Source organism: Rhizobium rhizoryzae, assembly GCF_011046895.1.
Classification (GTDB): domain Bacteria; phylum Pseudomonadota; class Alphaproteobacteria; order Rhizobiales; family Rhizobiaceae; genus Neorhizobium; species Neorhizobium rhizoryzae.
In genome coordinates this window covers 14,821-35,350 of the sequence record NZ_CP049251.1, presented here as the reverse complement: position 1 = coordinate 35,350, position 20,530 = coordinate 14,821, and the positions used below count along the sequence as shown (strand labels likewise).

The window sequence follows — 20,530 nt, the reverse complement described above, 5'->3', positions numbered from 1 at the left end:
GCAATGAACTGGAAATGCATCACCCTGGCGGCGGCACTTGCCGGTACCGCAGCCATCTCGCCGGCCAAGGCAGATCAACTCGACATCATCATGTCGTCGAAGACGCTGCGTTGCGCAACCTTTGCCGACGTGCCTCCCTTCGCCTCGCCGGATCCAAAGACCCGCGAAATGGCAGGCTTCGACGTCGATCTCTGCAATGCGATTGGCAAGGCGCTGGGGGTCAAGGTCGAAATCAAGCCTGTTTCCGTCGAGGCCCGCGTTCCCGAGGTCAAGCTTGGTCGCGTCGATATCACGGTGGCCAACCTCGCCTATACACTGAGCCGCGCCGAGCAGATCCAGTTCAGCGACCCCTATTACCTCGCCAAGGAAATGCTGATCGTTCCCGCAGATGACCCCGGCAAAAGCAAAGCCGATTTCGAAGGCCAGCGCCTGGCATCGACCAAAGGCTCGACATCGGAAATGTCGATAAAGCTCAACAAATCCGATCCGCTGACCTTCCAGGACACAGCTTCAGCCTATCTCGCTGCCCAGCAGGGCAAGGCGCGCGGCATGGTTGCCAATACGATGACCACGACAAAGCTGGTTATGGAATCGAAGACCAAGGGCAAGGAAATGCGGATGATCCCTGAGCCGATGCTCTATCAGCCGATCGGCATCGGCATGGCCAAGGATAATCCGGCTCTTACGGCCAAGATCAACGAGGTCCTGCGCAAGCTCGATACCTCCGGTGAACTGAACCAGATCTGGGACAAGTGGCTTGGCCCGAACACCGATTACAAGATGACGCGGACCGACAAGGTGGTGCCGCTTGCCGAACTGAAATTCGACCCGATCCCATAAGCCGTCCGGCCGGGACCCAACTCAACCAAAAAATCTAAATGCTCATGGCGGTGGAGATGGTTCTGCCGCCAAAGGGTATTTGTGCGAGGAAATCCAAGTGATACACATCAAAGACATCGCAGAACGCCCGTCCAAGGCCGATATCGAGGCGCTTGCAAAGTTCTCTCCTGCAACGATACATGAAGCGCAGGGTCGTCGTGGCGCATTATCGTCGCGATTGAAGCCGGTGGATTATCGCATGAAGCTGTGCGGCCCGGCCTTCACGGTCAAATCCTCGCCGCGTGACAACATCATGCTGCAGCTTGCCATCAATTATGCCAAGCCGGGCGACATCATCGTCGTTTCAGCCGGTGAATACGAAGAGGCCGGATCCTTTGGCGACGTGCTGGCCAATGCCTGCCTCGCCAAAGGCATCGGCGGTCTTGTCACAGATACCGGCGTGCGCGATACGCTGCAGCTTCGCGAACTCGGATTGCCGGTCTTCTCGCTCAGCACCTGCATCAAGGGCACCGTCAAGGAGACCCTCGGCACGACCAACGATTCCATCATCGTCGGCGGTGAAATCATCCATCCCGGCGATGTCATCGTCGGAGATGCAGACGGTCTGGTCGTGGTACGCCGCGACGAGGTGATGGACGTCGCAAAGCTTTCGCAGGCCCGCGAGGATGCCGAAGCAGGCTATATCGCTTCCTACAAGGCTGGAAAGTCAGTCGTGGAAGTCTCCAACCTGGAAGCAGTGCTGAAGGCGAAAGGTCTGGCGGTCGAAATTTGATCGGCGGCCACAACGGTCGACCCCATGGCTTTTTTTTAAATCATAGCGAGGCTTGAATGACCTTCTCCCTTTTCGAGCTTTCCGGCAAACGGGCTCTTGTGATCGGTTCCTCGCAGGGCACGGGTTTGCGCGGGCAAAAGGCTTGGCGGAACTTGGCGTTTCTGTCGTTCTCAACGGCTGTCCGAGAAGAACCTGGATGATCCTGATGTCTGTGCCGTCCTCCAGTAGGTGGGTAGCGAAGCTATGGCGCAACGGATGCGGCCCGACCCGCTTGGCAATGTCGGCGGCCCGGGCCGCTTCCACGACAACCCGATAGAGTTGCCGTGTGCTGATCGGCTTCATCGCGTGTTGGCCTGGGAATAACCAGCCGTCGCGATGCATCACACCCTGCTGTCGCCCCACCTTCCACCGCTCGCGCAGCAAGGTGAGCAGATCTCCAGAAAGCATGGCATCGCGATAGCGCCCGCCCTTGCCGCGCTCGACCCGCAGTACCATCCGCTCACTGTCGACATCGGTGACCTTCAGCATGGAGACCTCAGCGACACGAAGGCCGGCGCCATAGGCGACCGAGAGTGCGGCTTGGTCTGGTGTTTGGGGCAAGTGATGGCATTGAGCAACCGGGCAACCTCGTCGCGGCTTAGCACCACAAGCGCGTTCCGAGGATGCGCCAGCCGCACAAGCCTGCGCGCCAGATCCGGGCGGTCGAGCGCCTGGGTGAAGAGGAAGCGTAACGCAGACACGATGTTGTTAATTGTCGGAACGGGCACGCCATCGTTCTGCTGCTCGATCTGGAACCGACGCAGATCGTCGGCGGTCGCCGTGTCTGGTGACCGCCCGAGAAAGGACGCCAAGCGTCCAATATCGCGAAGATAGTTTCGCTGCGTTTCGCGTGAAAAACGCCGCATGTTCATATCGTCGATCAACCGCTGGCGCAGTGGGCTGATAGGTGTGTCGAGATCGGGGTACGGCATGATCAGGCTCCTTTGTTGAACAAGCTCGTCATTCTCTGCCCTTGCCGGACGACGTTCAATCCAGGCGCTGTCTCCAGCCTGCGCCCGCTACCTCAACCGCGGACACCCTCCCGCGCAGCGGGTTCGTTCTTCGGCTCTCTTCCGGACATTTAAAATGAACCAGATGCGTGATCTGGCTTATTTTTCGCCGGCTTGGATCCAAAGATAGGACGGGTCGTGAATTCGAATCTTTTCAAGGCGAGGCTATGTAGCTTACGTGAACACGGCGCCTTACATGAGGCCGGTCGTCCACTGGGCAAACCAGAAGGGGTCGTTCAAGAGCTTAGAGTAATTGGGATTAATCATCGGGAGCGCCGGCGGGGAACCTTAAGTGCCATGTCAGATACGTGATTCGAACAGGCTGCAGTTCGCGACATTCCTGATCGGCATGTTAAGGCAGACCATTCCGCTTCCGGTAAAACCAGATTTGCTGCCCGTGTCGCCAACTTAGATGGTTCCATCGCATTATGGCTAGGGTTTACGCGTAACAGTCAACAGTTCTCGATCGTGCGGCCTGTGGCTATTGAGGAGAAATGTCGCGCTGAGGACTGCGAGATGCGCAAGTGCCCGCGGAACCTTTGAGCTGCTGCCGACGGAAATTAACCTCGCGGATTCATCAGTGCACGGCCATGCTTACCAGCGGGTAAGGATGGATCGCCTTGAACTGCTCAAGCACGCGTTCTGCATTTTGCGCATCGTCGCGTGCCAGCTCATCTGCGTTGACGAAAATTGCCTGGGCCATGTTGGCCGACATCGCTGCGAAATGGCGATTACCTTCGACGAAGGCTTCGCGTGCAGTTCCCTCCAGGATGCGCGCAAGATCGACGAACACGTCTTCGCGTTCCTCAACGCTGAGGTCTCTGATGATCTTGATCTTCTCTTCCATTTTCAATCTCACTCAAGATAGACGTGGGATGTCGGCCGAGCTCATCAAGCCTCGGCCGCGAAAGAGCTAGGAAGGAAAATTTTCGTTTCAAGCCCTCAGTGCAGCTTGAACTCGCCGTCGATGCGTCGCCATTCATTCGGCCCGATGAGGCGTCGATGGCTGTAGCGGACAGAATGCAGAGGTCCATCAAGGCGGGCCTGCCAGAAACGGAGGAACTTGTGCATCTCGGGGAAATCTGGAGCCAGGTCGTAGTCCTGCCAGACATAGGTCTGCAGCACGGATTCGAAATCAGGAATGCGGTAGAGAATGTGCGCGGTGGTGAGGCCGTAGCCATTCAGTTGCCGTTCGAGATCCGAGGAGAATTGCATGCGTCAACTCCGTTTCATGGACATTGCAAAGGTGGCGGAAATTTTTTCCATCATCAACCGATTTTTTAACGCGCAAGGCCAGTTTATTGTTCCTTTCCAGCATGTTAGCAGCGGCGTCAGCTGAGTGCTGATATTTCTTTTTCCGCCTCTTGAAATCGAAAAATCGCGAAACCAGATCATTGCGCGCAAAACGCTCGATCGAGGTTTTGCACCCGCCCGGACTGGTCATCCGGTCCGGCCAGGGGAACAACGTCATCATTGTTTGTCCATCGGAGGAAAACATGTCGTTCCGACCGCTTCATGATCGCATTCTCGTTCGCCGGGTCGAATTCGAAGAAAAGACCAAAGGCGGCATCATCATTCCCGATACGGCCAAGGAAAAGCCGCAGGAGGGCGAGGTCATTGCTGTCGGGCCTGGCGCACGCAACGAGGCCGGCCACATTCAGGCGCTCGACGTCAAGGTCGGTGATCGCATCCTGTTCGGCAAATGGTCAGGTACTGAGATCAAGATCAACGGCGAAGACCTGCTGATCATGAAGGAAAGCGATGTCATGGGCATCATCGAAGCCCAGGCGGAGCAGCGAAAAGCTGCCTGAGGCCGTCACCCGTCAGTCCAACCCATCAGTCAGATAGCTGCCTATTGAGGAGTTAGAAACATGGCTGCAAAGGAAGTCAAGTTCCACACCGATGCCCGCGAACGCATGCTGCGTGGGGTCGATGTTCTTGCCAACGCTGTAAAGGTTACGCTCGGTCCGAAGGGACGCAACGTCGTGATCGACAAGTCGTTCGGCGCGCCGCGCATCACTAAGGACGGTGTATCGGTTGCCAAGGAAATCGAACTGGAAGACAAGTTCGAGAACATGGGCGCGCAGATGCTGCGTGAAGTGGCATCGAAGACCAACGATCTGGCTGGCGACGGCACCACGACCGCAACTGTGCTGGCCCAGGCGATCGTCAAGGAAGGTGCCAAGGCGGTTGCTTCGGGCATGAACCCGATGGACCTTAAGCGCGGCATCGATCTCGCCGTTGACGCGGTCGTCAAGGAGCTGAAGAACAACGCTCGCAAGATCACCAGCAACTCGGAGATTGCTCAGGTCGGAACCATCTCCGCCAATGGCGATTCCGAAATCGGCCGCTATCTGGCGGAAGCCATGGACAAGGTCGGCAACGAAGGTGTCATTACCGTCGAGGAAGCCAAGACCGCCGAGACTGAACTCGAAGTCGTCGAAGGCATGCAGTTCGACCGTGGCTATCTCAGCCCCTACTTCGTCACCAACCAGGACAAGATGCGTGTCGAGCTTGAGGATCCCTATATCCTCATTCACGAGAAGAAGCTCTCCAACCTGCAGGCGATGCTGCCGGTTCTCGAAGCCGTCGTCCAATCGGGCAAGCCGCTGCTCATTATCGCGGAGGATGTCGAGGGCGAAGCGCTTGCTACGCTCGTCGTCAACAAGCTTCGGGGCGGCCTGAAGATCGCCGCCGTAAAGGCTCCGGGCTTCGGCGACCGCCGCAAGGCCATGCTGGAAGACATCGCCATCCTGACGGGCGGCACGGTCATCTCCGAAGACCTCGGCATCAAGCTTGAAAACGTCACGCTCAACATGCTCGGCCGCGCCAAGAAGGTGGCGATCGAGAAGGAGAACACCACCATCATCGACGGCGTTGGCTCCAAGGCGGAGATCGATGGTCGTGTCGCACAGATCCGCGCCCAGATCGAGGAAACCACCTCCGACTATGACCGCGAGAAGCTGCAGGAACGCCTGGCGAAGCTCGCCGGTGGCGTTGCCGTCATCCGCGTGGGCGGTTCCACGGAAGTCGAGGTGAAGGAAAAGAAGGACCGGGTGGACGATGCCCTGCACGCAACCCGTGCAGCCGTCGAGGAAGGCATCCTGCCCGGTGGCGGCGTCGCGCTGCTGCGCGCTGTCAAGGCTCTCGACAATCTCAGCACGGCCAATCAGGACCAGAAGGTCGGCGTCGAGATCGTCCGCCGTGCGATCGAGGCGCCCGTCCGTCAGATCGCCGAAAACGCCGGCGCTGAAGGGTCTGTCATTGTCGGAAAACTGCGGGAGAAAAGCGAGTTCTCCTACGGCTGGAACGCCCAGACAGGCGAGTATGGGGATCTGTACGCCCAAGGCGTCATTGATCCGGCCAAGGTCGTTCGCACCGCGCTCCAGGATGCTGCCTCCGTGGCAGGCCTTCTGGTGACGACGGAAGCGATGATCGCCGAAAAGCCGAAGAAGGAAACCGCACCGGCCATGCCCGCCGGCGCCGGCATGGATTTCTAAGGCAGATCAACGTAGGAGGCTCGCCCCGCCCTCAAGGGGCGGGCCACGTCACGCCATCCACCAAGTTCCATCGGTCAAGATCAATGGAGCCAAGCTCATAAGAAAGGAAAGCGTCAGCAAGGCGGTAAAGGAGAATGCTACAGCCGCGATCAGCGCGGCTCATCTGCTTCATCCGACACAGCGTTTCAATCACCCACGAGACGTGCTTGCCGCCCACGACATCGGCGATGACGAAAAGCGCGCCGTTTTTGCGTCATGGGCATCCGGCACGTTTACCGTCGTTGGTGTTTCATATCTGTTCAAAAGCGCTAGACCGGATTAGGCCGCCCCCGTCGCCAATACCCCCACATGATGATGCAACGGATTGTCTGAGGGGTGCTGCAGCAATTCGTTTGGCAGCGCGGCCTCAATACGATTCCGCCCAAGACCCTTCGCGCGGTAAAGGGCACCATCTGCGCTTGCAAGCATACCGGCGAGGTCGTGGCAGTCTGGTGCCGCAAGGCCAATACTGACGGTCGCGTGAGTTTTCAAGCCATCTATCTGAGCGGCTTCTTTAGCGAACCGGCTCGCGACCGCCGAGCCGCGTCTTAGAGCCTGGGAATGGTCGCACCCTGGCAGCAGCGCGGCAAATTCCTCACCGCCAAGCCGGACAATAAGCGCGTCAGGCCCCGCTTCTTGGCGGGCAGTTGCGGCGAAGCGCTGCAAAACTTTATCTCCAGTCTGATGTCCATGACGGTCATTGATCGCTTTGAAGTGGTCGAGGTCGAAAGCGAGCAGTGAGACTTGATCACTTTGTCGCTTCCGGAGGATCCGAGATGCCTGCTCAAAAAAGGCGTGACGGTTTGCAAGGCCAGTCAACTGATCGGTTTGTGAGAGGTGAAGCAGGCGAAGCTTTTCCTCCTCTCGAATGATCATCAGAAATGACATCGGCATCGCCACTGAGTACAAGACGGCCTCGTACATCGTCGCCTTCCCGATGATGAGGAGAATATCTTGCTCGTACCATTCAAGGAGAATAGGGACAATGAACGCTCGACTAAAGTAGAACAAGGCATGGACGGCCAAGATTGATACAGCGATCGGACGTGAGCGCAATTGCTGGGCAGTGCGGCTGCGCAAGAGTATCCACGCCGACAACCCCGAAGTCAGCGCGATGGGGATCGAAGAGACATGGTTCCAGAACGCGGCTGGGAAGTGAGTGCCAGCGGCCGCCCAGACGATGGTAAGGGAGCTTAGCATGGTGATCGACGACCAAAGATATCGCCGACCGTCGAGGCCGGCGATGGCGTCAAGAACCATTAGGTAGCCCAACATCATGATGATGTTGATCGCTCCCATGGCGAGCGTTGCCGGGAAGTGGCTGCGATACATTGCGAGTATGCATCCGACAGCGAACGCGAAGAGTGCCGCAGCCAGCACACTGAGGACGCTTGCGCGACCGGGATGAGCCTGCCTTTCCCAAAGGAGAAGAGAGGCTGACACCAGCAGCGTTCCGACCGTCAAATACCAAAGGGTTTGTAAATCAATCTGCATCGCTTTGCCTGCCTTACGTCAAACCCTACAGTGATGCTTTTAGAGGATTGTTTACGTCGCCTCTCATGTTGCCGACATGGTTGGTGTAGCGTTAAGCGTGCTGTTGAGTACCCACACTAAGGCTGGGGTGTTCCGCAAAAATGTTTGCCAGTTGATCGAATGTGACGATACGGGTGTGCCTGTCTCGCGATCCAGAGAGAGCTATAGACATTCATCGTCGCCAACGCGCGCGTTCGTCAATGAAGATAGGATTGAGCTCGGTCGCAGCCTTGTTTTTGCGTTAGTTTTGGAAGCTACCATTGACGGCCTATTTTCTGTGCCCCGTTGGATGCAGAGGAGGCTTCGATATAGCCATCAAGGCTGCCAACTCGGCCGATATGTGGGATCAAGCCGACGGTCGAGGAAGTGGGCGGCACTGATGAACGCGAGATGGCTGAGCGCTTGCGGGAAGTTGCCGAGCGGAAGGCCGCGCACATCGACTTCCTCTGCAAAAAGTCCGAGATGGTTGGCGTAGGCGAGGCCCTTTGCCAGGTTCATCTGAGCCTCCTCGAGACGGCCAGCTCGGGCGAGACACTCCACATACCAGAATGTGCAGGTCGTGAAGGCGCCTTCTTGTCCCTCCAGTCCATCTGCGCCACGATAGCGATAAACCAACCCATCATTACAGAGCTGTTCTCCGATGGCATCGAGCGTCTTGAGCCAGATCGGGTCGCTGGAAGAGACGAAACGGACAAGCGGCATCATCAGCAAGGCTGCGTCAAGCTCACTTCCACCGCGCTCTTGCACAAAATAACCGAGTTCGGGATGGCGGAAATTATTCCAGATATCGTTGGCTATCGCGTCACGGGCCTCGGCCCAAGCCATGAAGGGTGCCGCGAGTGAGCGCTTGCGGGCGAGCCGAATTGCCCGGTCGAGCGCAACCCAGCACATCAACCGGGAATGAAGAAAATGCCGCGGCTTCGAGCGGATCTCCCAAATGCCGGCGTCTGGCTCCTGCCAATGGTCGATCACATGATCGACGATAGTCCGGACATGCTCCCAGCCGTCATGGCTGATTGCAGATCCATACTTGTTGGATAGATAGACACTGTCGAGAAGTTCACCAAAGATGTCCAACTGCGTCTGCGCATGAGCTGTATTGCCGATCCGAACCGGTTGGCTGTCAGCGTAACCTGCAAGATGGGATAGCTCTGTTTCTTCTGCCATTGCCGACCCGTCAAGCGCGAACATGATGCGCAAGGGGGAAGAACGTTCGCAATTCCCAACGCGCTCGCTGACCCAGTGATTGAAGTGCTCGGCCTCCTCGATGAAGCCAAGCCGCATGAAGGCGTAAACAGTGAATGAGGCGTCACGGATCCAGGTCGCTCGATAGTCCCAGTTGCGTTCTGAACCCAGCGCCTCGGGCAAAGAGAAAGTAGCTGCGGCCGCGATCGAACCGTAACGAGCCGAGGTTAGAAGCTTCAATGCGAGCGCGGAACGAAGCACGTGCTCACGCCATCGCCCTTTGTAGGTCGATTTGTCATGCCATGAACGCCAGGCCTTGATCGTTTCCTCGATCAGCGACGAAACGAGGACGTCATCGGGTGGTGCCATGGTATGGTCGCCCAGGACAAACCATGCGCTCTCCCCTTTGGACAGCGTAAAGCGTGCGGTGGTTTCTGCCGGATGAGGCTCCAGTGGAACGGAGGCAAAAAGGGAAAGAGAAAGTTTTTCGCCTTTGAAGCACACGCCGCCTTCAATGGCTGCGACCTCAGGGATATGGCGTGCATAATCGAAGCGAGGTGCGCAACGCATCGTGAAGGTCACCTCTCCGCTTGTCACGGTCAACCGGCGAACGAGGCTACGCGCACACCGGCCTGCACGCATGCGGGCTTCCGGCTGCGGCATGAAGTCAGCAATTTCCGCACTGCCGCTTTCTGCCATGAAGCGCGTAATCAAGACATTGGTGTCCGGGACATAGAGTTGAAGGCGGCGCGGTTCATCCAGTTCAGGCCGGATTTCGAACGCGCCACCCTTGTCGGGATCGAGAAGATCCGCAAAGATCGAGGGGCTGTCGAGGGCGGGCCAACACAGGTAGTCTATGGTTCCATCACGCGCGACCAAGGCTGCCGTTTCAAGATCGCCAATAATGCCGTGATCACCAATCGTGCGAAGCGGCTCAACCATTGTTGCGAAACTCCGGGTAGAGCGACATGCCACCATCAACGTAGAGGGTGGTTCCGGTGATGTAGTCTGCTTCATCGGAGGCCAGCCACACGGCCGCCTTTGCCACGTCTTCCGGCTCGCCAATCCGGCCATAGGGAATGAGCCTGAGCAATTTGCTCAATTCCTCATCGCTCTCCCAAGCGTCCTTGTTGATGGGTGTTCTGATGGCCCCCGGTGCGATCGCGTTGACTCTGATCCCGTCGGCTGCAACCTCTTGCGCAAGGGTACGCGTAAACATGTGAACGCCGCCCTTGGCCGACGCGTAGTTGATGTGCCCGGCCCATGGAATGCTTTCGTGGACCGAACTCATCGTGATGATGACGCCAGCACTTCGCGCTGGCCGTCCGTTCATCGGCTGGCCACGGAAGCGTCGCACAGCTTCCCGCGCGCATAGGAACTGCCCTGTCAGGTTGAGGTCGATGACGGCATTCCAGTCATCAAGCGACATGTCGGCAATCGCGGCATCCTTCTGGATACCCGAGTTCGACACAAGCACATCAACGCGCTTGAATGCTTTTGCCGCTTCGTCGAAGAGACGAATGACATCCGCCTCCTTTGAAACATCAGCCTGGATCGCAATCGCTCGTCCGCCCTGGTCGATGATGCGATCGACCAGCTCTTGGGCAGCTTCGGCGTGAGAGTGATAGTTGACCGCGACCGCGCAGCCAGCCGCCGCCAAGCCTTCGGCAATGGCCAGGCCAATCCCTGAGCTCGCGCCTGTGACAATTGCGCAATGATGGGCAAGACGAGAAGTGTTGGCAACCATGAGACAGCCTCCAATTGAACCTTGACTATGGTGAAAAGCGGCCAGATGAGCACCGCGACTGGAACTTCAGGTGCGTTAGTTGCTTCGGACGAACGCGTCCCGGTGGTCTCGAACGAAGTCAGTGAAGCTTCTGGGCGCAACCCCGGTCAGCCGCTTGATCTCGAAGGTGGGATCGATATCGTGGTGGCCAGCCACAACGTCTGAGAACTGCGCAACCAGGCCGTTGGCCATCCAGCGGGAGTTGCCGGTCAGGCGAAGAATGGCTTTGAAGATCGGGTTTGGTAGGTCGAGATACCGCACCTTGTGTTTCGTCACCTTGGACAGGCGTGATGCAGCCTCCTTCATGTCCAAGGTTTCCGGACCGGTCAGGAAATAGGTTGCATGGTTATGACCGTCTTCAGTGAGAACCTTGGCCGCAACGCGCGCAACGTCACGCGTGTCCACCCAGGAGACAGATCCCTTGCCGGCGATCTGGGGCAGGAAACCCTTGGCGATCGGATCCTTGAACCAGAAGAAGTTCTGCATGAAGGCCGTGGGTTTCAGGATGGTCCAGCCGATGCCGGCATCGCGCAGATAGTGGTCGATGAGCGCGTGCGATTTTGCCCAGGGTACGGTCGACCGGATATTGCCATCTGAGGCCGAGATCTTCACAATCCTTGCCACGCCCGCACGCTTGGCCGCATCAATGGCCGCTTTCTCCTGTTCGACTTGATCGGGCGTGGGCGGTGTGATGAGAAAGAGCCGGTCACAGCCTTCCATTACACCATCAAGCGTTTCTGGACGGTCAAAATCGCCCAGTACGGCCTCGACACCCTCTCCTTTGAAGTGCTCAACCTGCTCAGGCTTGCGGCACATGGCTTTGAATGGCACGCCGGCTTGTCCAAGCAGTCTGCAGATTTCGCCACCAATGCCTCCGGTGGCTCCAGATACTAAGATCATAACGGTATCTCCTTCTGTTCAAGGGATCGGGACTGAGGCCGCGCGAGCCATTCAGATATGGTGCAGCCCATCTCCTCGAGTGTTTTGATCGCTTCCCTAAGACGGTCGCTGCCGATCTTATTCGCGATTGCCTGGTCCAGTGGTGCCACCACGTTCTCAGCGTCAGTGACGGCTTTGAGACCTGCTGCAGTCAAAACAACGAGCTTTGCGCGGCGATGGTGCGGGTTGTTCTGGAATTCGATCAGCCCTTTATCCGCCAGCACATCAACTATTCGCTGTACCGCCTGTCGTGTCAGGCCCATATTCCGGGCGATTGATGCGGCTGGAAGCGGGACTGGTGAATAACGCAGCGCCCCGAGCACCTGCCACCAAGCGCTGGTTAGTCCCAGATGCGCCACCAGTTCGTTTCCGGCGCTGATCAGCCTGCCGTTTGCTGCGAAAATGGTGAGAGCCAACGCTCGGACCTGGTTTTCGTGGTCAGACATTCGACAGCTCCCTCCCATCATGGCAACATGCTGTCAATGATCTTTAGGGCGGAAGGTTCCGGTTTTTTGCTCCAGAAGTCTCATCCATCGAGGTAACGAGGGGGGCTCTTTGGGAGAAGCACGTACTATGGGCATCGCCAGCACCCGATGCGGTAGGCGCTGACGGCGTGGCGTTCCCAGTGCTGCCGCTTGCGGACTTGGGAGAGGCCCCCAGCTCAAACTGAAAACCGGCCCTTCAGTCACACTGTGTGGCCGATGCAGAGGCGAGATCATCCATGTAAATCAAAATCTAGCGGGAGGTGCTTGTAACATGTCTCTGATTGAGGATCTGATAAAATATTAACTATTGTTTGTGACGATCATTCAAACTGCACCTATCGGAACCTCACCATGGCAAACTTTCTGAGTTTCAGCGCCTCGAAGATTCTCGATGCATTGGATCTTTCATTCGCAATCATCGAGTTTGATGTGGATGGTAACATCCTGAAGGCGAACAAGAACTTCTGTGACCTGATGGGTTACTCGCAGCAGGAGCTGCACGGCAAACACCATCGTATATTTCTGGATCAGGAATATGCTCAGTCGCATGAGTACGAAGCTTTCTGGAAAAAATTGCAGGGTGGCGAATTTGTTTGCAGTGAGTTTACACGCCTTGCCAAGAATGGTGCGGAGATCTTTATTCGCGGCAACTACAATCCGATCAAAAGCAGTTCGGGCAAAGTGTTGAAGATCGTCAAGTTTGCCAACGACATCACGCAAACCAAGATGCAAGGCATCGACACCGGCGCGAAGATCGAGGCTGTTTCACGGGCGCAAGCCGTCATCGAGTTCAAGACAGACGGGACGATCCTCTCGGCCAACGAGAACTTCCTCCAGGCACTTGGCTATGCGTCAGCTGAGATTGTTGGCAAGCATCACAGCATGTTTGTCGAGGCGAGCTTTGCATCCAGCCCTGACTATGCCGAGATGTGGCGCAAGCTCAACGCGGGCGAATTTATAGCCGGCGAGTTCAAAAGGGTCGGCAAAGGCGGTCGGCCTGTCTTCATCCAGGCATCCTACAACCCCGTATTCGACTTCAAGGGCCGGGTAATCAAGGTCGTGAAGTTTGCGACCGATGTCACAGATCGGGTTCAGAATGTCGAGCAGCTGGCGAGCTGTCTGACCAGCCTTGCGGAAGGGGATCTGTCGCAGACGATCGAGAAGCCATTTATCGCTTCTCTGGACAGGTTGCGAGTCGACTTCAATGCAGCATCCGCAAGACTTCGTGATGCTATGAAAACGGTCCGCAACAACGCCGAGGCCATCGCATCGGGCGCGCATGAGATCCGGACGGCCGCGGATGAATTGGCGAAGCGAACGGAACAGCAGGCGGCTTCGGTTGAAGAGACAGCGGCGGCTCTTGAAGAAATCACGACCACGGTAAAGGACTCCAGCCGCCGGGCCGAAGAGTCCGGCGCTCTGGTCGGCCGCGCAAGGTCGCATGCGGATCATTCTGGAGAAATCGTCAGCGAAGCCATCGTTGCGATGGACAAGATCAACCAGTCCTCGAGCGAGATTTCCAACATCATCGGCGTTATCGACGAGATTGCGTTCCAGACCAACCTACTCGCACTGAATGCGGGCGTAGAAGCAGCGCGGGCTGGCGAAGCCGGCAAGGGCTTCGCAGTCGTCGCGCAGGAGGTTCGCGAACTTGCCCAACGCTCCGCATCGGCAGCTAAGGAAATCAAGACGCTCATCACCTCTTCCGGCTCGCAGGTGGCAAACGGTGTGACGCTGGTAAGCAAGGCCGGCGAGGCCCTGCAGCAGATCGCCGGTAACGTCCAAGACATCAATAAGGACATCGGAGCGATCATCGAGTCCGCTCGCGAACAATCGACAGCGCTGAACGATATCAATCGTGCAATCAATCTGGTCGATCAAGGCACTCAGCAGAATGCTGCGATGGTGGAAGAACAGACAGCCGCAAGCCATGGGCTCGCTGAAGAGGCAAAAGCTCTCTTTAAATTGCTGGAGCAGTTCCGCTTCGATGACGACCGACCCGAATCGAAGACTGTCCCTAGAGGAGTAGACGCTAAAATGGCGCCTCGACGTCCCTCAAAACCGTTCTTGACACATGGCAATGTCGCCATACGCGCTGACTGGAACGAATTCTGAGAAGATCCAGACAATGATATTTAACGTGTTTGGTTGAGTTCCGTAACCGGTCTTTGCTGATTGCTCGAACGTGGCAACGTGGCAGAGGTCTACTGTTTGGCGGATGGTATTGTTTGGTATAACCTAGGATCAGGCAATCAGATCAGCGATAACGATATGGAAAAACCCCTATCATTCGGGCGAATGGCGTAGTTTTCTTTAGATGAGATAGATCCGCTACCATCTTGGGCGAACACATCGCTGCGGCATTCCGCATGCATCTAAATAGACTACCGTCGGCGACCGCTGACATCTCACAGTCGACGCTTCACAAATCTCAGATCTACACGTTTATACATCCTCCCTCATTCGCGACGAGGCATGGCCCGCATTATATGGTCTCGGCCGGTCCCGTTTCTCGGATGAACCTGATCGCGAAAAGTGCCAGACTCTCTGCGTGTTCTGCGTCACGTTCTGGATTGCCCAACGATGTCGCAATGGCAGAAAGGAGCCTAGACGAGCATGCGGCTCTTCCATGTTTCCCGGGGTGCTTACTACGTCTGATGGTCGATGCCAGAACAGTCAGTATCTGATCTTGTTGATGGACCGCCAGAGAACAAAACGGGGATTGAACTGTTGTCACGTGATGAGACGCCTGTAGGGTTTGAACGCGTCTCTGATAGCCAATTTCACAGCATGCAGATTTGATAAAAATCAATCTCTGATATGCTAAAACCGATAGCGCAGGTGATGTCGACCACACGCGCTATCAGTCCATTTTAGTTTCAGGCGCCGCCCTTGAGCGAGGTATTGCAAAGGCTCCAGTAGCCGCCGCCCTTCTGGATCCACTTCAACTCGCCCAGCGTCCCTGCTTCCTTGTTGGTCCTGTAAGCATCAACGCATGTGTGAAGACGTGCTTTACCCGGGGTTTCGCTAGCATACTTCTTGTCCACCGCTTTTGGCATGCTGACGCCTTTCGGCGTCTTGATCGTTGGCTTTTCAGGCTCTTTGTCATCGGTAGCAGCGATGGCTTTATCGTCTGCCGCATCTTCCGCTGCCGCATCAGCACCACAGAACTTCGCTCTGAAATCGTTCCATTTCATGGCTTTAGCTGAGCCATCGGCCTTAGCAGCTTGGTATTTGACGCTGCATTCTTTCATCGTCAACGCAGCAGCGGGAGATGCCCCAAGCGCCATCAGTGCAAAGGCAGAGGGCAGAAGTACTCGTAAAAGCATTGCAATTCCTCCTTGAGTCCCAGTTGGCGGGCCGCAATGTCGCAGCGTTCACCGCAACTCACTTTCGCTCAATTTTAGAAGATTACAATGTGATTGACTTCGAATTTATTGGATTGGCCTTCCGGCAAATCACTCACCCGCTTTTGTGCTCTCCGGTTTCCCGATTTGGCCTGCTACCGGTTTCTTCGACACCAAGGTACGGTGCATCCAATGAAATTGGGGTGCACGAATGCAACGAAGTAAGTTCAGCCGCGAGTATAAGCTTGAGGCGGTGAGATTGGTTCCTGAGCGTGGGTCGGCGTCGCGCAAGCATCCCGCGACTTGGATGTTCATGAGAATGTTCTGCGTAAGTGGATCAGGGAATAAGGGTTCAGACCCAGCACAGGCGTTTCCTGGTCAGGGACAGATGAAGCCTGAGCAGCTTGAGATCGAGAGGCTTCGGAAATCCGCAAGCGTGAGGTAGGTTTTTACAGAGGCTCGCGAGGGCACCTATCGCCTGGGAAAAGAAGGCACCATCCGCAAAAAGGTGCCTCAAGTGCGCGCCCTTTGCTCGCGCTGTCGCTCTGCCGTCCATGTGCGTGCTTTGGCGAAGACGAGAAAGTCCTCTGCAGCCATCGGTTTGGCGAAAGCGTACCCTTGCAGTACATGGCAACCTAAGCGTCGTAGCAACTCCGCATGGGCCAACGTTTCGACACCCTCTGCGACCGTTTCGATACCTTGGACTTTGCCGATATCAATTATGGAGCGCACCAGGCTCTGCTGTGCTGGGGATTCCAGAAGCGGCCGCACGAGACGCCTGTCAATTTTCAGCCGTTTGGGCGAGAGTTCGAGAAGGCTTATGATGGAGGCATGCCCGGTGCCAAAGTCGTCGAGTTCAATGTCGATGCCGAGCGCTTTGATATTATCGATCGCCTGCTTCAGCCCTTCGTCCGCCGTATCGAATGAGATTGATTCCAAGAGTTCGAAAGTCAACGCGCCTGGCCGGATTCTCATCGCCCTCAATTTGTCGATAAGGTTTTCCTCTCGCAAGCGCTGACAGGAAACGTTCACCGATACACACGGTATGTCCAGTCCTTGGCCTTCCCAACGCGTGGCTTGGAAAAGAGCCTGCTGGAGGATTGCCTCATCGAGCCGGGCAACGACATTGAGGCTCTCTGCGACAGGCAAGAAAACATCCGGCGTCAAGATGCCGCGTGTCGGATGCTCCCATCTGGCAAGAGCCTCCACGCCGACGATCTCCAACGTCTCGGCATCAAATTGGGGCTGGAAAAAGGGGATGAACTCGCCGCGTTCGAGCCCGCGAAGGATTTCGTCACTGAGCCGTTTAACTTCTACCGTGCGCAGACGCAGTTCGCCGTTGAACGCCTCGACGCGGTTGCGCCCGCGGCGCTTTGCTTCATATAGAGCGATATCGGCGTTTACGAGCAACTGCTCAGGCGTCTCGTCGCTACGATGACGTATTGCGAAGCCGACGCTGGCGCCGATGCGGCAGTCATGGCCCTCAATTGCTATCGGCCTGGAGATCGCCTCAATGAGTTGAGACGACAGGAGAGGGAAATTGGCCAGTGCTGGATCGCGACGCGACAGCAATACGAATTCGTCGCCGCCAATCCGAGCTATGAAGTCCTCAGCGGGCACCTCAGTGCGTAGTACCATAGCCACGTGCTTGAGCACTTCGTCCCCTGCCGCATGTCCGAGAGTGTCGTTGATATCCTTGAAGCGGTCGAGGTCGATGTGTAGCAGGCTCAAAGGCCGGTGGTAGTCACTTGAGCGGGTAAGTGCAAGCTGATGATCAAGGTAGCGCCTGTTTGGAAGGCTTGTCAGTGAGTCGTGCAAAGAATTGTGTTCTACGACCGAGCGGGCATCTTCAAGCTCCCTGTTTTGAGCCTCGGCAGTGAGTTTGGATTGAAGTAGCTCGTCCTGAAGCTGCACGTCTTCAGTAACATCCCAATTGGCCCCAACGATACGTTTGTTACCAGCTGACGTGCGATAAGTCATCCCGTGGGCGCGGATGTAGCGAATGCGGCCATCGCGCCCCAATACACGGAAATCGGTAATGTATGGTTCTTCCGCCTCGAGAGCCTTGGAAAAAACCCGCTCAGCACCCTCGAGATCGCGGGGGTGGAGTGCGTCACGCCAATCCTCATATCGGCAGATCGTCTGCTCCGGTGCGACATTGTAGAGTTCGCGCATGCGCGCGTCCCAGGACAGCGTCTTTGTCTCGCAGTCGTATTCCCATACGCCCACCTTTGAGGCATCCAAAGCCAGTTGCAGGCGCTGTGAGACCGTTTCGAGCCTGTCCTCTCGGTCCTGAAGGATGACGATGTGCCGATGCCTGTCCCGCATCAGGTACCCGGCCCAGAACATGGGCAGGACGATGATTGTGGAAAGAAGCGCCAATCCGGCGCGGAAGAGGCTAAGATTATCAGATCGCTGGCCCCAGCCATGTATCGGTGACGCTGACAGGGTCCAGGCTTCGTGTCCAATATCAATAGACATAACCACCGGGTCGACGTCGATAGCGGCGTTGGTTTTGAAGACAGGTTTCGTCTCCCCGCCAACATGTGGGCGGCTGGAAACCGAAACAGCGAACTCGAGATCTGATTGAAACCCGCTGCTTTCAAGGAGCTGGTCGAGATCGATCACCGCAGAGGCAATGCCGAAGAAACTGTCGTCAGGGCCGGAATGGATAGGATACCGCGCGATCACCGCCCGACCGCCCTGAACGAGATCCACCGGGCCGGTAACGATCAGTCGGTCTTGCGACTTGACCTGCATCGCTGCTGCGCGCTGGTGTTCGTTCTTGCGGTAATCCAGCCCGAGGCTCGCCTCGTTGCCGTGCAGAGGATAGACGCGGCTAACGACAAAATCCGCCGCGATGGCGAGACTGCGAAGCTGGTGGTCATCTTTGAAGATGCGGCTTGCAAGATCCTCAAAGCGGGAAGGGGCCATGTTCGGCTCAATTTCGAACGTAGCAACCAACCCTTGAACCAATTTGATGTTGCCGAGAATATTGCCTTGCAAGCGTGAGCGCAGTAGCCCGAGCTGTTCGGTGGTGAAAGAGCGGAGGTATTCTTCCTCAAGTCGCCGCTTTTGGGCATCGGCAAGAAAAGCGGCGATCACCACTGCCACTGTCGCAGCGATAGCGGGAATGAAGTATCCGAGCCGTTTAAAGCGAAGTGGGGCGTTCCGAGTGTTCATCGCGCTCCATGTACCACGCGCATCTGCCCTACAGAGATGAATCCTGATAAAGGGTTGGTGTTTCTCTGAACGCTGACAAAATGAATTTAATATTTGTTGAATAACAGCAAAGATCTACGGCTAACCTGGGCCTAAAGCGCCTTGCTCTTCATATCCTTCCAGCCTTAAGGTTCCATAATTTAGATTACGCAACTGAAACTGTAGCCGCAAAGTTAGAATGTCCTGTTTCTGCAAAGTTAAAGTGTCACACTCCCCGCGTTTGATAGCGCGGAGACAAGCGGATGGGGTTGATAGCGATGAGCGAGCGAGATGTGCAGCGGATCGAGGTTTTATCGAGGGTCATCGGCGGTCGGATGACGATGGTGTCGGCGGCACATGTTCTCGGCCTGAGTGAGCGCCAGGTGCGTCGGCTTCTGCAACGGATGCGGACTGGCGGCGCGGCGTCGATCCGGCACAAGGCGATTGGCCAGACGTCGAACAACCGGATCAGCGACGGTATTCGGGATTACGCGGTGACGCTGGTTCGCGAACGCTATGCGGATTTTGGACCGACACTGGTGACCGAGAAGTTGGCCGAGCGGGATGGTTTGCATGTGTCGCGGGAGACGGTGCGCAGTTGGATGGTCGATGCCGGTCTTTGGCTGTCGCGCAAGCAGCGCCGGACCTTTCACCAACCCCGACTGCGGCATGAAGCTTATGGCGAGTTGGTGCAGATCGACGGGTCTGAGCATCGCTGGTTTGAGGACCGCGGCCCGTCGTGCTCGCTTCTGGTGTTCGTTGACGATGCAACCGGCAAGTTGATACAATTGCGTTTTGTCCGCTCGGAAAGCGCCTTCACCTATTTCGAAGCACTGGAACTCTATCTCAAACACCATGGCGCGCCGATCGCCTTTTATTCAGACAAGCATTCGGTGTTCAGGGTGGCGAAGAAGGATGCCAGGGGCGGCCAGGGCATGACCCAGTTCGGGCGTGCGCTTTGCGAGCTAAACATAGAGATTCTTTGTGCAAATTCGAGCCAGGCCAAGGGCCGGGTCGAGCGGATGAACCGGACGCTGCAGGACCGGCTGGTTAAAGAGTTGCGGCTGGCTGGGATCAGCCGCATGGACACGGGCAATGCGTTCCTGCCGGGCTTCATGGAGGACTACAACAAACGATTTGCGGTCGTCCCTGCCCGGCCCGATGACCTGCATCGCCCAATGAACCTGACGCCGGATCGGCTGGCTCAGATCTGTGCAAGCGGGAGCAGCGCTATGTCGGAGCGCAGCTGACATTCTCGTTCGAGCGTAAGCGGATCATGCTGCAGGAAACCGAAGTAACACGCGATTTGGTCGGTCGCTACGTCGAGACCTATGTCTATGCAGATGGCCGCCTGGATGTCCGATGGAAAGGCTATTGCCTGCCTTACAAGGTGTTCGACAAGGACCAGCGGGTAACGCATGCAGCGATCACCGAGAACAAGCGGCTCGGGGATGTTCTGGCCTATATCAAGGAGCGCCAGGAGCAGCAGGACAAGCCGAAGGTGAAGAGCAACAGCGAGAAGAACGGCTACGTTAAACGTGCTCGCGGGCCCGGCCGGCGGAAGGAATTCATGAGCGATCCGGCCGTGATTGCACGGCGGGAGAAAGCGCTGTTGCGGCAACGGGCTGCCGAGTAAGGCGTCTCAAAGCTAAAGCCGAAGAGGTGCGCCCCACCCGCCCCGATCTGATCTTGCAAGCGGATCTGCCGCCCAGATCGGGGCTGAACGGTGTGCTGTATGGCGAGTAGTCGGACATTTCTACTTTGCAAACCAGCGGACATTTCAACTCATCCGCCACATACGCATCAGGCGGGGAAGATTCCATTGAGTAATGCGACATTTGGGCCAGTTAGAGA

The 20,530-nt window shown here is 56.7% G+C and carries 15 protein-coding genes and 3 pseudogenes; 8 read left to right on the top strand and 10 right to left on the bottom strand.

Annotated features, from left to right (window positions below):
• Window positions 1-3 precede the first annotated feature (3 nt).
• Window positions 4-840 carry an ABC transporter substrate-binding protein gene (locus G6N80_RS22355; RefSeq protein WP_165137384.1) on the top strand — a complete coding sequence of 279 codons (837 nt, stop codon included), beginning with the start codon at window positions 4-6 and terminating at the stop codon, window positions 838-840.
• A gap of 97 nt (window positions 841-937) precedes the next feature.
• A complete protein-coding gene (locus tag G6N80_RS22350) occupies window positions 938-1,612 on the top strand; it encodes a 4-carboxy-4-hydroxy-2-oxoadipate aldolase/oxaloacetate decarboxylase (protein WP_165137381.1) in 675 nt (224 codons plus the stop codon).
• A 162-nt stretch (window positions 1,613-1,774) separates the two neighbouring features.
• On the opposite strand, the pseudogene G6N80_RS22340 reads toward G6N80_RS22350, so the two are convergent.
• From G6N80_RS22340 to G6N80_RS22330, 3 genes and pseudogenes are all read right to left on the bottom strand, one after another.
• Window positions 1,775-2,583, bottom strand: a pseudogene (locus G6N80_RS22340) (site-specific integrase); the annotation flags it as partial.
• 655 nt (window positions 2,584-3,238) lie between these two features.
• Window positions 3,239-3,508, bottom strand: a complete 270-nt coding sequence (locus tag G6N80_RS22335; protein ID WP_165137378.1) for a hypothetical protein — start codon at window positions 3,506-3,508, stop codon at window positions 3,239-3,241.
• 95 nt (window positions 3,509-3,603) lie between these two features.
• The gene (locus G6N80_RS22330; RefSeq protein WP_165137375.1) at window positions 3,604-3,876 is read right to left on the bottom strand and encodes an usg protein; all 273 of its coding nucleotides are present in this window, start codon (window positions 3,874-3,876) and stop codon (window positions 3,604-3,606) included.
• Here G6N80_RS22330 and G6N80_RS23520 point away from each other — a divergent pair.
• The 3 genes from G6N80_RS23520 (at window position 3,875) to groL (ending at window position 6,161) form a co-directional block, all read left to right on the top strand.
• Window positions 3,875-4,000 carry a hypothetical protein gene (locus G6N80_RS23520; RefSeq protein WP_281360868.1) on the top strand — a complete coding sequence of 42 codons (126 nt, stop codon included), beginning with the start codon at window positions 3,875-3,877 and terminating at the stop codon, window positions 3,998-4,000. The two genes, G6N80_RS22330 and G6N80_RS23520, sit on opposite strands and share 2 nt — an antisense overlap.
• Window positions 4,001-4,157: 157 nt before the next feature.
• Window positions 4,158-4,472: a co-chaperone GroES gene (locus G6N80_RS22325; protein ID WP_165137372.1), complete on the top strand. Its 315-nt coding sequence runs from the start codon at window positions 4,158-4,160 to the stop codon at window positions 4,470-4,472.
• Window positions 4,473-4,532: 60 nt separating this feature from the next.
• Window positions 4,533-6,161 carry a chaperonin GroEL gene (groL, locus tag G6N80_RS22320; RefSeq protein ID WP_165137369.1) on the top strand — a complete coding sequence of 543 codons (1,629 nt, stop codon included), beginning with the start codon at window positions 4,533-4,535 and terminating at the stop codon, window positions 6,159-6,161.
• A gap of 318 nt (window positions 6,162-6,479) precedes the next feature.
• On the opposite strand, the gene G6N80_RS22315 is transcribed toward groL, so the two are convergent.
• The 5 genes from G6N80_RS22315 to G6N80_RS22295 form a co-directional block, all read right to left on the bottom strand.
• Window positions 6,480-7,694: a GGDEF domain-containing protein gene (locus G6N80_RS22315; RefSeq protein ID WP_165137366.1), complete on the bottom strand. Its 1,215-nt coding sequence runs from the start codon at window positions 7,692-7,694 to the stop codon at window positions 6,480-6,482.
• A 354-nt stretch (window positions 7,695-8,048) separates the two neighbouring features.
• A complete protein-coding gene (locus G6N80_RS22310; RefSeq protein ID WP_165137363.1) occupies window positions 8,049-9,860 on the bottom strand; it encodes a glycoside hydrolase family 15 protein in 1,812 nt (603 codons plus the stop codon).
• On the bottom strand, window positions 9,853-10,665 hold the full coding sequence (locus G6N80_RS22305) for an SDR family oxidoreductase (RefSeq protein ID WP_165137360.1): 813 nt from the start codon (window positions 10,663-10,665) through the stop codon (window positions 9,853-9,855). Before G6N80_RS22305 ends, G6N80_RS22310 begins: the two co-directional genes overlap by 8 nt.
• A gap of 75 nt (window positions 10,666-10,740) precedes the next feature.
• Entirely contained in the window at window positions 10,741-11,604 is an 864-nt protein-coding gene (locus tag G6N80_RS22300; protein ID WP_165137357.1) for an SDR family oxidoreductase, read from the bottom strand.
• Window positions 11,601-12,089, bottom strand: a complete 489-nt coding sequence (locus G6N80_RS22295) for a MarR family winged helix-turn-helix transcriptional regulator (protein WP_165137354.1) — start codon at window positions 12,087-12,089, stop codon at window positions 11,601-11,603. Before G6N80_RS22295 ends, G6N80_RS22300 begins: the two co-directional genes overlap by 4 nt.
• A 390-nt stretch (window positions 12,090-12,479) precedes the next feature.
• Between G6N80_RS22295 and G6N80_RS22290 the strand changes: the two genes are divergently transcribed.
• The gene (locus tag G6N80_RS22290) at window positions 12,480-14,243 is read left to right on the top strand and encodes a methyl-accepting chemotaxis protein (protein WP_165137351.1); all 1,764 of its coding nucleotides are present in this window, start codon (window positions 12,480-12,482) and stop codon (window positions 14,241-14,243) included.
• Window positions 14,244-15,007: 764 nt separating this feature from the next.
• On the opposite strand, the gene G6N80_RS22285 is transcribed toward G6N80_RS22290, so the two are convergent.
• On the bottom strand, window positions 15,008-15,457 hold the full coding sequence (locus G6N80_RS22285; protein WP_165137348.1) for a hypothetical protein: 450 nt from the start codon (window positions 15,455-15,457) through the stop codon (window positions 15,008-15,010).
• Window positions 15,458-15,686: 229 nt separating this feature from the next.
• On the opposite strand from G6N80_RS22285, the pseudogene G6N80_RS22280 reads away from it, so the two are divergent.
• Window positions 15,687-15,911, top strand: a pseudogene (locus G6N80_RS22280) (transposase); the annotation flags it as partial.
• Between the two features lie 77 nt (window positions 15,912-15,988).
• Here G6N80_RS22280 and G6N80_RS22275 read toward each other — a convergent pair.
• The gene (locus G6N80_RS22275) at window positions 15,989-18,658 is read right to left on the bottom strand and encodes a bifunctional diguanylate cyclase/phosphodiesterase (RefSeq protein ID WP_165137345.1); all 2,670 of its coding nucleotides are present in this window, start codon (window positions 18,656-18,658) and stop codon (window positions 15,989-15,991) included.
• Between the two features lie 281 nt (window positions 18,659-18,939).
• Between G6N80_RS22275 and G6N80_RS22270 the strand changes: the two are divergent.
• Window positions 18,940-20,312: pseudogene (locus G6N80_RS22270) on the top strand (ISNCY family transposase).
• Window positions 20,313-20,530 lie beyond the last annotated feature (218 nt).